Source organism: Microbacterium sp. NPDC080220 (genome assembly GCF_040686395.1).
GTDB lineage: Bacteria > Actinomycetota > Actinomycetes > Actinomycetales > Microbacteriaceae > Microbacterium > Microbacterium gawkjiense.
Map to the genome: position 1 here is coordinate 155,793 of NZ_JBFBOP010000002.1, position 14,218 is coordinate 170,010.

Annotated in this window: 15 protein-coding genes; 5 read left to right on the forward strand and 10 right to left on the reverse strand. The window is 71.8% G+C overall.

The genetic code is table 11. The annotated features are described in order from the left end of the window. Window positions 1-71 precede the first annotated feature (71 nt). Both map and AB0P29_RS04285 read left to right on the forward strand, forming a co-directional pair. On the forward strand, window positions 72-845 hold the full coding sequence (gene map / locus AB0P29_RS04280; protein ID WP_363378757.1) for a type I methionyl aminopeptidase: 774 nt from the start codon (window positions 72-74) through the stop codon (window positions 843-845). A gap of 62 nt (window positions 846-907) precedes the next feature. After that, a complete protein-coding gene (locus tag AB0P29_RS04285; protein WP_363378759.1) occupies window positions 908-2,125 on the forward strand; it encodes a pyridoxal phosphate-dependent aminotransferase in 1,218 nt (405 codons plus the stop codon). Between the two features lie 43 nt (window positions 2,126-2,168). On the opposite strand, the gene AB0P29_RS04290 is transcribed toward AB0P29_RS04285, so the two are convergent. The 4 genes from AB0P29_RS04290 to AB0P29_RS04305 are packed head-to-tail and all read right to left on the reverse strand — an operon-like array spanning window position 2,169 to window position 5,003. Further along, a complete protein-coding gene (locus AB0P29_RS04290; protein WP_363378762.1) occupies window positions 2,169-3,305 on the reverse strand; it encodes a UDP-N-acetylmuramate dehydrogenase in 1,137 nt (378 codons plus the stop codon). Then, a complete protein-coding gene (locus AB0P29_RS04295) occupies window positions 3,305-3,724 on the reverse strand; it encodes a MaoC/PaaZ C-terminal domain-containing protein (protein ID WP_363378764.1) in 420 nt (139 codons plus the stop codon). Before AB0P29_RS04295 ends, AB0P29_RS04290 begins: the two co-directional genes overlap by 1 nt. Next, window positions 3,721-4,167, reverse strand: coding sequence for a MaoC family dehydratase N-terminal domain-containing protein (locus AB0P29_RS04300; protein ID WP_363378766.1), 447 nt, complete (start codon window positions 4,165-4,167; stop codon window positions 3,721-3,723). Before AB0P29_RS04300 ends, AB0P29_RS04295 begins: the two co-directional genes overlap by 4 nt. Window positions 4,168-4,205: 38 nt before the next feature. After that, a complete protein-coding gene (locus AB0P29_RS04305) occupies window positions 4,206-5,003 on the reverse strand; it encodes a sulfite exporter TauE/SafE family protein (RefSeq protein ID WP_363378768.1) in 798 nt (265 codons plus the stop codon). Between the two features lie 87 nt (window positions 5,004-5,090). Here AB0P29_RS04305 and AB0P29_RS04310 point away from each other — a divergent pair, with 87 nt between their 5' ends. Then, window positions 5,091-6,125, forward strand: a complete 1,035-nt coding sequence (locus AB0P29_RS04310; RefSeq protein WP_363378770.1) for a beta-propeller fold lactonase family protein — start codon at window positions 5,091-5,093, stop codon at window positions 6,123-6,125. Between the two features lie 6 nt (window positions 6,126-6,131). Here the strand turns inward: AB0P29_RS04310 and AB0P29_RS04315 are convergent, their stop codons facing one another. The 3 genes from AB0P29_RS04315 to AB0P29_RS04325 form a co-directional block, all read right to left on the reverse strand. Continuing rightward, entirely contained in the window at window positions 6,132-6,689 is a 558-nt protein-coding gene (locus AB0P29_RS04315) for an NYN domain-containing protein (RefSeq protein WP_064002956.1), read from the reverse strand. A 68-nt stretch (window positions 6,690-6,757) separates the two neighbouring features. Then, window positions 6,758-8,485, reverse strand: a complete 1,728-nt coding sequence (locus AB0P29_RS04320) for an AarF/UbiB family protein (RefSeq protein WP_363378772.1) — start codon at window positions 8,483-8,485, stop codon at window positions 6,758-6,760. Between the two features lie 5 nt (window positions 8,486-8,490). Beyond that, window positions 8,491-9,102 carry a PadR family transcriptional regulator gene (locus AB0P29_RS04325; RefSeq protein WP_064002954.1) on the reverse strand — a complete coding sequence of 204 codons (612 nt, stop codon included), beginning with the start codon at window positions 9,100-9,102 and terminating at the stop codon, window positions 8,491-8,493. 246 nt (window positions 9,103-9,348) lie between these two features. Between AB0P29_RS04325 and AB0P29_RS04330 the strand changes: the two genes are divergently transcribed. Then, on the forward strand, window positions 9,349-10,371 hold the full coding sequence (locus AB0P29_RS04330) for a hypothetical protein (RefSeq protein WP_217530740.1): 1,023 nt from the start codon (window positions 9,349-9,351) through the stop codon (window positions 10,369-10,371). Between the two features lie 67 nt (window positions 10,372-10,438). Here AB0P29_RS04330 and AB0P29_RS04335 read toward each other — a convergent pair whose 3' ends face one another. Next, window positions 10,439-11,734, reverse strand: coding sequence for a M18 family aminopeptidase (locus AB0P29_RS04335; protein WP_363378775.1), 1,296 nt, complete (start codon window positions 11,732-11,734; stop codon window positions 10,439-10,441). A gap of 99 nt (window positions 11,735-11,833) precedes the next feature. Here AB0P29_RS04335 and ligD point away from each other — a divergent pair, with 99 nt between their 5' ends. After that, window positions 11,834-13,066 carry a non-homologous end-joining DNA ligase gene (ligD, locus tag AB0P29_RS04340; protein WP_363378777.1) on the forward strand — a complete coding sequence of 411 codons (1,233 nt, stop codon included), beginning with the start codon at window positions 11,834-11,836 and terminating at the stop codon, window positions 13,064-13,066. Here the strand turns inward: ligD and AB0P29_RS04345 are convergent. Further along, complete coding sequence (locus tag AB0P29_RS04345) at window positions 13,027-13,686, reverse strand: hypothetical protein (protein ID WP_363378779.1); 660 nt, start codon at window positions 13,684-13,686, stop codon at window positions 13,027-13,029. The two genes, ligD and AB0P29_RS04345, sit on opposite strands and share 40 nt — an antisense overlap. Before the next feature lie 15 nt (window positions 13,687-13,701). Then, window positions 13,702-14,196, reverse strand: coding sequence for a metallophosphoesterase (locus AB0P29_RS04350; RefSeq protein WP_363379052.1), 495 nt, complete (start codon window positions 14,194-14,196; stop codon window positions 13,702-13,704). Window positions 14,197-14,218 lie beyond the last annotated feature (22 nt).

The following is a 14,218-nucleotide window of genomic DNA, read 5'->3' on the forward strand; positions in this document are numbered from 1 at the left end:
AGCCGGGCTGGGAACCATCCGGGCGGGCGTAGGATGAGAGGTCGCGCCTGCCGACCGGAACGGACTGCCTCGTGATCGAGATCCTCACCCCCGACCAGATCGACCGCGCCCGCACGACGGGCGGCCTCGTCGGCGACATCCTGCACGGCATCAAGGAGCGCGTGAAGCCGGGCACGAACCTGCTTGAGATCGATGCATGGGCGAAGGACATGATCCTCGGCGCCGGCGCCGAGTCCTGTTACGTCGACTACGCGCCGTCGTTCGGCCGCGGCCCGTTCGGCCATTACATCTGCACCGCCGTCAACGACGCCGTGCTGCACGGCCGTCCGCGGGACCAGCGTGTCGCCGCCGGTGACCTGCTGACGCTGGACCTCGCGATCAAGACGGGCGGGGTCGCCGCCGATGCCGCGATCAGCTTCACCGTCGGCGGCGCGCCCCACGCCGAGAACGATGCCCTCATCCGTGCGACCGAGGAGGCCCTCGCCGCCGGCATCGAAGCCGCCCAGCCTGGCGCGCGCATCGGTGACATCTCCGCCGCGATCGGCGACGTGTTGACCGGTGCCGGCTACCCCGTGAACACCGAGTTCGGCGGGCACGGCATCGGCACGACGATGCATCAGGACCCGCACGTCTCGAACATCGGCCGCGCCGGCCGCGGGTATCGCCTGCGCCCCGGACTCATGCTCGCGATCGAGCCGTGGGTCATGGTCGACACCGAGGAACTGAAGGTCGACGAGGACGGCTGGACGCTGCGCAGCGCGACCGCATGCCGCACCGCCCACACCGAGCACACGGTCGCGATCCTCGAATCCGGCAACGAGATCCTGACGCGCCCGACGCGCTGAACCGGCCGGACAGGGTGCCGGTCGGCATCCCGCGACATTGCGCCCGACGGTACGCTCGGAGGGTGACCGAACACGCTGCCGCCCCCCGCACGCCCGCCGTCTCCACGAAGCTCAGCGCGATCGCCGAGTCCGCGACCCTGAAGGTCGACGCGAAGGCGAAGGCGCTGCAGGCCGCGGGACGACCGGTGGTCTCGTACGCGGCCGGCGAGCCCGACTTCGCGACCCCGCAGTTCGTCGTGGATGCCGCGGCCGAGGCGCTGCGCGATCCCGCCAACTTCCGGTACACCCCCGCGGCCGGTCTGCCCGTGCTGCGCGAGGCGATCGCCGCGAAGACGCTGCGCGACTCGGGGCTGGAGGTCGCCCCGTCGCAGGTGATCGTCACCAACGGCGGCAAGCAAGCCGTCTACCAGGCCTTCCAGGCGGTCGTGAACCCGGGCGACGAGGTGCTGCTGCCCGCGCCGTATTGGACCACCTACCCCGAGGCGATCGCCCTGGCCGACGGTGTGCCCGTCGAGGTGTTCGCCGGCGCCGACCAGGAGTACAAGGTCACCGTCGACCAGCTCGAGGCCGCCCGCACCGACAAGACGACCGCGCTCGTGTTCGTGTCGCCGTCGAACCCGACGGGCGCCGTCTACACCGCCGATGAGACGAAGGCGATCGGCGAGTGGGCCCTCGCCCACGGCATCTGGGTCATCAGCGACGAGATCTACCAGAACCTCGTCTACGAAGGCGCTCGCGCGGTCTCGATCGTCGAGGCCGTGCCCGAGCTCGCCGGCCAGACGATCCTCGTCAACGGCGTCGCGAAGACGTACGCCATGACCGGCTGGCGCGTGGGCTGGATGGTGGGCCCCGCCGCCGCGATCAAGGTCGCCGGCAACCTGCAGTCGCACCTCAGCTCGAACGTCAACAACATCGCGCAGCGCGCGGCCCTCGCCGCCCTCACCGGCCCGCAGGACGAGGCCGAGAAGATGCGCCAGGCCTTCGACCGCCGTCGCGGACTGATCGTCTCGGAGCTCGCGAAGATCCCCGGCGTCACGGTCCCGAACCCGCTCGGCGCGTTCTACGTCTACCCGGACGTCACCGGACTGCTGGGGCGCGAGTGGGACGGTGTGCACATCGACACGTCGCTCGAGCTGGCGGATTACATCCTCGAGCGCGCCGAGGTCGCCGTCGTCCCGGGCGAGGCCTTCGGCCCGTCCGGCTACCTGCGCCTGTCGTACGCCCTCGGTGAGGAGCAGCTGCTCGAGGGAGTCCAGCGCCTGCAGCGCCTCTTCGGCTGACGCGCGCCCGCCGGGCGTCGACCACCGAGGTCGACGGCTCGGGTCAGAGCTCGACGTCGAAGAGCACCGGCTCGGGCTGCAGCAGCACCCCGAACTCGGACTGCACGCGCTGCTGGATGAGTCGCGCCAGCGCGGCGACCTCCTCTGCGGTCGCGCGTCCGCGGTTCGTGAGGGCGAGCGCGTGCTTCGTCGACAGCGACGCGCGCGAGCCCGGCAGGCGGAAGCCCTTGCGCATCCCCGCCTGCTCGATGAGCCACGCGGCGCTGATCTTGACCGGCGCGGGGCCGTCCGAGCGGGGCGGGATGAATCCGTCGAACCGGTCGAGCGGGATCACGCGGTCGGCCTCGGGCTCGGGCGCCATCGACCAGCGCGGCGCCTCGGGCGGCAGCGTCGCGGCGAACTGCGCCGAGACGATCGGGTTCTGGAAGAACGACCCCGCACTCCACGTGTCGTGGTCGTCCTCGTCGAGCACCATGCCCTTGCGGGAGCGGATGTCGAGCACCGTCTCGCGGATCCACGCGAGCGAGACCGCGGCATCCGGTTCGAGGCCCAGCGCCGACCGCAGCTGCGCGCCGCGCACGGGGACGTCGCCGTGACCGACCTGCGTGAGCTCCAGCGTGACCGAGAGGATGACGGCGGAGCGCTCGGGGACCGACCCGTAATGCTTCTTCAGCACCGAGGTGCGGAGCCCGAGTCCCAGATCGGATGCCGGGACCACCGACACCTCGCCGGTCGCCTCATCGATGAGCTCGACCTCGACGAGCGACTCGACGATCTCCTGGCCGTAGGCGCCGACGTTCTGGATGGGGGCGGCGCCGGTGGTGCCGGGGATCCCCGACATGGCTTCGATGCCGCTGAGTCCTGCGGCCACGGTCTGCGCGACGAGGTCGTCCCAGTTGTGACCGGCCTGCACCTTGAGCCGCACGCGGCCGGGGTGCGGCGACGGGAGGCGCTCGATGCCGCTCGTCCGCACGAGGACGACGGTGCCGTCGAACTCGTCGTCGCCGAACAGCAGGTTCGACCCGCCGCCGACGACGAGCCAGCGTTCGCCGTCGTCCCACACGTCACGGAGGGCGGCGACGAGCTCGTCGGTCGTCGCGGCCTCGACCATGCGGCGCGGCATCCCTCCGACGCGGAGCGTCGTGAGCTGCGACAGCGGGACGGGGGCGATCTCGGGCATCAGGATGCCGCGCGCACGCGCACCTGCGCCTTGCCGAGAACGGTCGTGCCGTCGTGCGAGACGGTCAGGTCGATGCGCACGGCGTCGTCCTCGATCGCGCCGACCTTGGCGACGACGGAGACGTCGGCCCCCGCATCGGTGTCGACGACGACGGGGCGCGTGAAGCGGACGCCGTAGTCGAGGATGCGGCCGGAGTCCCCCAGCCACGACACGATCGTCTCGACGGCGAGGCCCATCGTGAGCATGCCGTGGGCGAGGACACCCGGCAGCCCCACGCGCTCGGCGATGGCGTCGTTGTAGTGGATCGGGTTGAAGTCCCCCGATGCGCCCGCGTACCGCACGAGCGCGGCGCGGGTCAGGTGCACGGTGCGCTCGGCGACGACCGCGCCGACCTCGAGGTTCGGGCCCACGGCGGTCATTCGTCGCCTCCCACCAGCAGGACGGAGGTCGCGGTGACGACGCGGTCACCGGCGGCATCCGTGATCTCGGCCTCACTCGTCACCATCGCACCCTTCCCGAAGGCGCGGATGCCGGTGACCGTCAGGCGTCCCGTCAGCTCGTCGCCGGCGACGATGGGCCGCGTGTAGCGGAAGCGCTGCTCGGCGTGCACGACGCGCTCGAGCACGATCCCGGAATCCGGCTCGCTCAGCAGCTGCTGCAGCGTGGCGTCCTGGATCACCATCGCGAAGGTCGGCGGCGCGACGACGTCGGCGTAGCCGAGGGAACGCGCGACCTCGGGGTCGTCGTGCTGCGGGTCGGTCGCGAACACCGCGCGGGCGAACTCGCGCACCTTCTCGCGGCCGACGAGGTACGGGGCGGTCGGCGGGAAGGCGCGACCTTGCAACTCGGGATTCACGGGCACCGGTCGATCCTACCGTCCGGGTCCGGCGCCGGCCCGGTTCAGCGGGCGCGGTGGGCCCGCACGGCCTTGATCGACAGCTGCACGGCGATGAAGGTCAGGTAGACCGCGAAGAGGACGTTCGCCGTGAACGGGTCGACGAGGGTCGCAAGCCACGCGCCGAGGGCGGTGGTCGTGCACGCGGCGATGCCGATCACGCCGGCGGCGACGAGGTCGACGTTGTGGCGGCGGAGGTTGCCGATCGTCCCCGAGATCGCGGTCGGGATCATCATGAGCAGCGAGGTGCCCTTGGCCACCAGGTCGCTCGTGCCGAAAAGGAAGATGAGCGCGGGCACGACGATGACGCCGCCGCCCACCCCGAGGAGCCCCGCCATCACGCCGGTGAAGACACCGAGCACGGCCAGGCCCGTTCCCGTGAGCCACGTCAGCGGCAACTCCGCCTCGCGGGACGGCACGACGATGAAGAGCATCACGATGACGACGACGAGGAAGGCGATGAAGCCCCAGCGGATCGCGTTCTGCGGCAGGCGGGCCAGGAGCCACGTACCGATCTGCGCGCCGACGACCGCGGCGGCGGCGAGGATCAGCGCAGGCACCCAGGCGACGGCCCCGACGGCCGCGTACGACACGACGCCGACCGCGGCGGTGGGCACGATGGCGGCGAGCGAGGTGCCGGCGGCGCGCTTCTGATCGAAGACCAGCAGCGTCAGCAGAAGGGGCACGATGACCGTTCCGCCGCCCACGCCGAACATGCCCGACATGAGCCCGGCGAGCAGGCCGATGCCCAGTGCGCCCAGGTAGTAGCGGGGGGTGCGGGCGACGGGGGGTGTCGTGGTCACGAGGCGGGGCCCGACAGGAAACGCATGCCTCGACCCTACTCCCGGCCCGGCGGACGCCCGCGCGGAGCCTCGGCCTACGATCGAAGCATGTCCCCATCGCTCGTCCTCGTGGCCAATGCCGGTGAATCCTCGATCAGCACGTTCCGTGTGACGGATGCGGGGCTCGAGCGCCTGTCGGTCACGACCGGCACCACCGGATGCTCGAACTTCGCCGTCGACCCCGAGCGCGGCCTCGTCTACGCGTCGGTCAAGGCCGACGACGAGAACGCGGAGGCCGGCATCCTCACCCTCTCCCTCGACCGCGAGACGGGCGACCTCACCCCGCTGACCCGCGTGCCGCTGCCCGGCGGCGCGATGAACTACCTCTCGCTCACGCGGGACGGCTCGGTGCTGCTGGGTGCGGCGTACTCCGGCGGGTACGGGATCGTCTGCGCCGTCGACGCGTACGGCGTCGTCAGCCCGCCCGCCGCCGAGGTCCGCTTCCCGCGACTGCACTCGGTGCTCGCGAGCAGCGACGGCCGCCACGCCTACTTCGTCTCGCTCGAGAGCGACCTCCTCGCGCAGTTCTCGCTCGGCGACGACCTCGCGCTGACCCCGCTCGACCCGCCGGTGGCCGCGGCTCCGACCGGCAGCGGCCCGCGTCACCTCGCGTTCGGCGACGACGAGCAGACGCTGTACGTCCTGACGGAGTTCACCGGCGAGGTCCTGCGTTACCGGCGCGATCCGGCGGCGGGGACGCTCGAGCTGCTGTCGGCGACGCCCGCGCACGACCCGTCCGAGAAGCTCCGTCACAGCGTCATCGACGAGGACCCCCGCGAGAACCACTACGTCTGGGGCGCCGACATCCACCTCACCGACGGCGTCGTGTGGGCCTCCGAGCGGACCGCGAGCACATTGGCGGCCCTGCGCATCGCGCCGGACGGCTCCCTCTCCGAACCGACCGGCTTCGTCGTGACCGAGGAGCAGCCGCGTGGCTTCGCCGTCAGCGACGACCGCACGCTGCTCGTCGCGGCGGGCGAGCGCTCGACGACCGTCTCGCTGTACCGCGTCGACGGCGCGGACCTGCACCTGCAGGGCCGGTACGAGACCGGCCGCGGCGCGAACTGGGTCCGCTTCGCCTGAGCGCGCTCAGCGCAGGAACTGCTCCGGGTCGAACTCGGCGATCGGGATGATGCGCACGCGCGGCAGCTGAGCGTCGAAGGCTCCGGCGTCGTACTCGAGGTCGAAGAAGCGGATGCCGGGGATCTGGGCGAAGCCGGCGTTGCGGAACTCCTCGAAGGCGAGGACGCCGACACGGCGCGAGCCGTCGGCGAGGACGCCGAGGTCGTCGACGAAGTCGCCGTCGTGACTGACGAGGACGACGTCGTCGCCGTGGTCCTGCAGGGCGCGGAGGGTGCGCTGGATGGCGAGGTCGACGACCTTCTCGTCGGGGTCTCCCGACAGCGGCACGGGCTGGTAGCCGAGGGCCAGGAGCGCCTGCACGAACGACATCGGCAGGTTGATGGACGCGTTGAGGAAGAAGAGCCCGCGGGCATCCTGGTTCCAGCTGTCCGCGACGAACGACAGGATGCGGTCCCACCGCGGCCGCTCATCGGGCTGCGGACGCCGGCCGAGGATCGATCCGCCCAGGGTGGCGTCGATGTTCTCTCCGTCGACGAGCACCCAGGTCCTGCGATTGCCGGCCATGCCGCCTCCTCCGCGCACCGCCACCCGCGGACCGGTGCGCCCGACTCATCCTAGGCGCCGGCGCGCGCTCACCAGCGGCGGCCGAAGACCCCCGCGAGCACGGCGTGCGCGAGCGGCAGGAGCGACCCCGTCATGAGGACACCGCCGAGCACCGGATCGTCGGGGCGGATCACCGCGCCCCCGACGAGAAGGCCGGCGAACAGCATGCCCGACAGGGTGCGACGGCCGAGCTGCTCGAGCCGCCCGACGCGACGCTCCAGCGCCGGGTCGGGCAGGGTGATGCGATGGTCCTCGACGCGGGTGATCAGGTCGTCGACGCGGCCCGGCAGGCGCGAAGCGGTCGTCAGCGAGGTCACCGCGCGCCGCAGCACGTCGGTCACGGCGTTGCGCCCCTCCTCCCGGACGAGACGCGAGGCATAGGGCTCGACGGCATCCCACAGGTTGAACGCGGGGTCGAGGGCGCTGCAGACACCCGAGGTCAGCGACATGGCGCGCACGATGAGCAGGAAGTTCTCCGGCAGCTGGAACGGCAGCGTCCGCACGACGTCCTGGAACTCGATCGCGAACGCGCGGAACTCCCGCGGGTCGACCTCGCGCAGCTCGGCGAAGCCCATCCCGCCGAAGCGCGCGAACAGCTGGGTCATGGCGCGCTCGAGCTCGCTCGTGTCGGCACTCGGCAGCAGGACGCCGACATCGCGGATGCTCTGCACAAGGGCCACGCCGTCGCGCGCGGCGACGGCGATCATGAGGCGGCGGAGACCGGCGCGCAGGCTCGGCGGAACCTCGCCCATCATCCCGAAGTCGATGAACGTGAGCCGCCACGGCGGGGTCGCGGGACCCGCGGCATCCGTCGTCGGCATCGGCGTGACGAAGATGTTGCCCGGATGCGGGTCGGCGTGGAAGAACCCGTGCGTGAACACCTGGTCGAACATGACGGAGGCGAACACCTGCGCCACCTCGGCGGGATCGATGCCGGCGGCCCGGAGCGACTCGTGGTCGGTGATCTTGATGGCCGTGACGTCTTCGAGGGTCAGGGTGCGCCGCGAGGTGCGCTCCCAGACGACGGTGGGGACGCCGACGCGAGGGTCGCCGGCGAAGTCCGCCGCGAACCTCTCGCCGTTGGCGGCCTCGTGCAGGTAGTCGATCTCCTCGAGACTCGTCTCGGCGAACTCTTCGACGAGCTGCGGCGCGTCGACGCGGTCCGACACGATCCGTACGTGGCTCAGCCACCTGCCGACCCGGCGCAGTGCCGCGAGGTCGGTGTCGACGATGTCCTGGATGCCCGGGCGCTGCACCTTCACGACGACGGCGTCCAGCCCGGTCAGGGCTGCGTCCTCCGACGACAGTCGTGCGCGGTGAGCCTGGCCGAGGGATGCCGCGGCCACCGGCACGGTCTCCATGGCGGCGAACGCGCGGTCGAGGGTGACCCCGAGCTCGCCCTCGGCCTCGGCACGGATGAGCGGGAACGGGACGGCGGGGACCTCGTCCTGCAGACCTTCGAGCTCCTTGGTGATCTCGGGCGGCAGCACGTCGAGGCGCGAGGACATGAACTGCCCGACCTTGATCATGAGACCGCCGAGGTCGATCGCGAGCGCGTGGAAGCGCCGGGCGATCCGCTGCATGCGCGCCGAACGGCCGCGCACGCCGATCCAGCCGAGACCGATCCGGGGAAGGAACAGCTCGAACCACCACGTGACCACGAGGGCCCTCGCGGCGAAACGCAGGATGCGGCGGTAGCGCGCCCGTGCGTCGCGGTCGTCGGGAAGGTCGTCGCCTTCCCGACGCCGTGCTGCCACGCGGGTCAGCCCTGCGCGAGCAGGGCGTAGAGCCGGCGGCGGGCCTCGTCGAGGATCTCGACGGCCTGTGCCACCTGCTCGGGAGAGCCGGAGCGCGCCACCTGCGCGGCGGCCTGGGCGAGCTCGACACCCGCCTTGGGCAGCGCGGTCGCGCGGTGCGGGTGCTCCTTCTGCGGCGCGGCGGTCTCCCACGGGGCCGATCCCACGGCCTCCTCGGCGACCATCCGGCCGGCGTCCGTCAGCGAGTACGTCTTGCGACCGTTCGCCTCCTCGGCGACGATCAGGCCCTCGTCGGCGAGGAGCTGAAGAGTGGGGTAGACCGAGCCGGCGCTCGGCTTCCACGAGCCGCCGCTGCGCGAGTCGATCTCCTGGATGATCTGGTACCCGTGCATCGGCTTCTCGGCGAGGAGGGCGAGCACGGCGGTGCGGACGTCGCCGCGGCTCATCCGGGGCGATGCGGGACGCTGGTCGAACTGGGTGCGGAACTGTTCGAACGCCTCCATGAGATTCGCGCCGAGGCCGCTGAGGTCGAAGCCCTGGGACCCCGATCCGAAGCCGCGACCGCCGCCGCCGAAGCCGCCCGAACCGAAGCCCTGCGAGCCGAATGAGCTGTTCATGATGTCTCCTCCAGATGGTGACCGATACCCAACGATATATCGCTGACGACATTCGATGGGCGGCGTCAGCAACTTCCCAGGGATCGTGACCAGGTCTTTTTCGGACACCGTCGACGACGTCACTGTCCAGGTAACGTTCGGGTAACGCCCAGGAACGTGGGACAGAGTGGGCGACTCGTGCCCGCCCGAACGGACACGCGCGCTCCATCGGAGCGTGTTCTCGCTACACGGAACCATTCTCTCTGCATGCCTACAGACACGCCATCCACCCCCACCCGCCGATCCATCCGCACGACCCGCACCGACGCACGCCGACTCCGGCGCCGTCCGGTCCTCGTCCTCACGACGTTGACCACCGCGTTCGCCATCGCCGCGAGCGCCACCGCCATGGCCCCCGCTCCGGCCACGGCACGTGCCGAATCGACCCCGGCGATCGCGCTGGCCTCGTTCACGAAGGCACTGCCCGACTCGATCACCGCCGGCGTCGCCACCTCGGTCCCCGCCTCGAAGATCCAGTCCACCCTCGACCGCGCCGACGACGCGGTCGCAGCCTCGAAGAAGGTCACCGCGGACATCGCGACCTCGAAGCTGGACGTCGGTACGGACGACACCACGGTCGAAACCGATGACCTCGCTCAGGCCGTCTCGGACCTCGAGAACGTCTCCGCCCTCCCGCTGCTGCTCGACACGCGCGACGCCACCGCCGCCGTCGAAGAGGCGGTCGCCGAGGTGAACGAGCAGACGGGCGCGCTCCAGGGCCGCCTGGACGCCGCCATTCAGAAGGAGAAGGAGCGTCTGGCCGAGGAGAAGCGCAAGGCCGAGGCTGCGGCGAAGGCCGCTGCCGAGAAAAAGGCCGCCGAAGAAGCTGCCGCGGCCGAGGCATCCCGGTCCAGCTCCTCCGGCTCGTCGTCGTCGGGCTCGTCGAGCTCCGCCGGCACGACCAAGCGCGCCGCCTCGGGCACGTCCGCCGGCGCCGCGCAGGCGACCGCGCGCAGCATGCTCGGAAACTACGGCTGGGGCGACGACCAGTTCTCGTGCCTCGTCTCCCTCTGGAACAAGGAGTCGAACTGGAACTACCAGGCCTACAACTCCTCGAGCGGCGCCTACGGCATCCCGCAGGCCCTGCCCGGCAGCAAGATGGGCAGCGCCGGCTCCGACTGGAAGACGAACCCGGCGACGCAGATCGCCTGGGGCCTCGGCTACATCGACGGCCGCTACGGCAGCCCCTGCGGCGCATGGGGCCACTCCCAGTCCAACGGCTGGTACTGACCCCCGCACGCCCCCGGATGCCGCGGGTCCCCGACACGACGTCGGCGGGCCCGCGGCATCCGCCGTTTCAGGAGGTGAAGACCGCCTCGGCGACACGGGCGAGGTCGTACAGGTCGGTGACGCCCGCGAGCTCGCGGGCCGAGTGCATCGACAGGATCGGGATGCCGACGTCGACCGTGGCGATGCCCAGTCGCGTCGCCGTGATCGGACCGATGGTCGAGCCGCACGGCACCGCGTTGTTCGAGACGAACTCCTGCGAGCCGATACCGGCGGTCTCGCACCAGCCGTGCCACGCAGCGGCCCCGGCGCCGTCGGTCGCGTAGCGCTGGTTCGCGTTGATCTTGAGGATCGGGCCGGAGCCCAGCCGCGGCTGGACGACGGGGTCGTGCTTCTCGGCGTAGTTGGGGTGCACGGCGTGACCGACATCGCTCGAGACGCACCACGACGACGCGAGGGCGCGCAGCTGCTGTTCGCGGTCGGCGCCGAGGCTCAGCTGGATCCGCTCGAGTACGTCGGCGAGAAAGGGCCCCGCGGCACCCGAGCGGGTGGCGGAGCCGACCTCCTCGTGGTCGAAGACGGCGAGCATCGCGATGCGCTCCCCGTCGAACCCGTCCGCCGCGCGCGCGAGCGCGACGACACCGGCGTGCACCGACGCGAGGTCGTCGAGCCGCCCCGAGGCGAAGAACGCATCGTCCTTGCCGAAGACCACGCCGCGTGCGGCATCCGCCGTGACCACGTCGTATCCGCGGATGCGGGTCGCGTCGACGCCGGCCTGCGCCGCGAGCTCGCCGAGCAGATCCGCCGAATCGGCGTCCCCCAGACCCCAGACCGGCTGGGTCTGCCGCTGCCGGTCGAGGGCGAGCCCGTCGTTGACCTCGCGGTCGAGGTGGATCGCGAGCTGCGGCAGACGCAGGAGCGGTCCGGTCGCGGCGAGGACGCTCGTGCCGTCGTCGAGCACGAGGCGACCCGCGAGGCGCAGCTCACGGTCGAGCCAGGAGTTCAGCAGCGGCCCGCCGTAGACCTCGACGCCGGCCTGCAGCCACCCGTGCGACCCGGTCGTGGGGCGCGGCTTGAGCTTCAGGGCGGGCGAGTCGCTGTGGGCTCCGAAGACGTGGACGCCGGTCGCGGCATCCGCTCTCTCCGGGACGATCCAGGCGAGGACCGCACCGTCGCGGACCACGAGGAACCGGCCACCCGGCTGCGCCGGCCAGGCCTCGCGCTCGTCGAGCTCGCGGAAGCCGACCTCGCGCAGTCGACGGGCGACCTCGGCTGCGGCGTGGTAGCTCGACGGCGAGGCGGCGACGAAGTCGGCCAGGTCGGCGGCGTGGTCGAGTGCGGCCGTGCCGGACACGGGCGTGGACATGGGACCTCCAGGAGGGATGCCGGACGGGACCTCTCGATCGTAGACACCCCGCTCCGCAACCCCGTGGCGGGGCCGGCGCGGGCGGGGTAGACCGGGCGCATGGCGAAGAAGGACGACGCGGTCACGCTCGAGGTCGACGGGCACGTGGTGCGGCTCTCGAGCCCCGACAAGGTGGTGTTCCCCGAGCCGGGGATCACCAAGCGCGACCTCGCCGACTACTACCTCTCCGTCGCCGACGGCGCGCTCCGGGGCGTGGCCGACCGCCCGATGGTGCTGAAGCGCTTCGTGAAGGGCATCGGCCAGGAGGCGTTCTTCCAGAAGCGCGTGCCCGAGAACCGGCCGGACTTCGTGTCGTCCGCGACGCTCCGCTACGCCTCGGGGACGAGCGCCGAAGAGGCGGTGATCCGGGATGCCGCGGGCCTGGTCTGGGCGGTGGGGCTCGGATGCCTCGACCTCAACCCGCATCCGGTCCGCGCCGACGACCTCGACCACCCGGACGAGCTCCGCATCGACCTCGACCCGATGCCCGGCGTGGACTGGGCGCAGATCGTCGACGTCGCCTTCGTCGCGCGCGACGTGCTCGCCGACGTCGGGCTCGTGGGCTGGCCGAAGACGTCGGGGTCGCGCGGCATCCACATCCTGGTCCGCACCGATCGAGCCCACGACTACCCGCAGGTGCGACTGGCCGCGCAGACGTTCGCGCGCGAGGTCGAGAACCGGGCGCCGGGGCTCGCCACGGCGCACTGGTGGAAGGAGGAACGCGGCGAGAGCGTGTTCGTCGACTTCAACCAGAACGCGAAGGACCGTACGGTCGCCTCGGCCTACTCGGTGCGCCCGGTCCCCGACGCCCGCGTGTCGATGCCGGTCGACTGGGACGACCTGCGCGAGGTCCGCCCCGAGGCGTTCACGGTGCGCACGGTTCCCGCCCTGTTCGCCGAGCGCGGCGACGCGCACGCGGGCATCGACGACGCACCCGGTTCGCTGGGCCGACTGCTCGACCTCGCCGAGCAGCTGGGGCCCGCGGAGAAGGCGCCCCGGGCCGGCGACGGCACCGGGCGCCGGCAGTCGACGATGCCGCTCATCGAGATCTCACGCGCCGCGACGAAGGACGAGGCCCTCGAAGGTCTCGACCGGTGGAAGGCGCGGCATTCCGACGTCACCCGTCACCTCTCCCCCGCCGACGTGCTCGTCGACGGTATGCGCGGGTCGAGCTCGCTCTGGTACCGCGTCCGCGTCAACCTGCAGCACGTCCCCGAGTCCGAGCGGCCTACGCAGGAGCCGCTCGAGGTCGACTACGACCCCTGGACGCGCTCCGCCGGCCGCGGCTCCTGAGACTCCTCGCGCCGGCGCCCCGAGCCCAGGGCGAAGGTCGCGCCGAGGCCGATCACCAAGAAGCCCGCGGCGGTCAGCGCCGAAGCGCGGGTGCCGTCCGAGAATGCGGTGCGCGCGGCATCCGCGATCTGCGCCTGCGCCGGGTCCGCCTCGAACCCGGCGATCGCGGCGCCGGCCGAATCGACGACGGCCGAGACGACGGTGTCGGCCTGCGCGGCGGGCACGCCGGCGTCGTCGAGGGATGCCGCGAGCACACCTCCGGTCGTCGTGAACAGCACGGTCCCGAGGATCGCGACGCCCAGCGCCGAGCCGACCTGGCGCGCGGTGGACTGCATGCCCGACCCCTGGCCCGACTTCTCGACCGGGACATCCTGCAGGATGACGCCGGTGAGCTGCGCCGTCGCGAGTCCGACGCCGAACCCGTACACGGCGAGCGCCGGAATGAGCCAGCCCCAGGCGGCATCCGGTCCGATGATGAACCCGGCCCACGCGATGCCGACGATCTCGGCCAGGATGCCGACACGCACCACGACGACCGCCGGGACCTTGCCGCTGAACGCGCCCGCGGCCCCACTTGCAACGAAAGAGCCGCCCGCCAGGGCGAGCAGCAGGAAGCCCACCTGCAGGGCACCTCGTCAGATGCTGTGGAGCCGGGCAGAGCGGATGCCGCCGTCCGCGAGCTCCAGCGTCATCAACGTGTGGTGGGGCTGCCGACGCCGATCCGTCGGCGAACCCGGGTTGAGCAGCCGCATCCCGCGCGGCGTCGTCGTGTCCCACGGGATGTGACTGTGGCCGAAGACCAGGAGGTCGGCATCCGGGTAGGCGACGTCCATCCGTTCCTCGCGACGCTGCTTCTGCCCCGTCTCGTGCACGACCGCGATCCGCACGCCCTCGACCTCGCGGCGCGCGACCTCCGGCAGAACGGCGCGCAGGTCCTCGCCGTCGTTGTTGCCGTAGACCCCGAGGACGTCGCCGTGCTGCCGCAGGTCGTCGAGGACGGATGCCGCGACCCAGTCCCCGGCATGGACGATGAGATCTGCGGCATCCGCTTCTCGCAGTACTGCGTCGGGCAGGCGCCGGGCGCGGCCGGGGATGTGCGTGTCGGAGATCAGGAGCAGCCGGGTGGTCATCGCGGCAGGGTAGCCGAGGCGC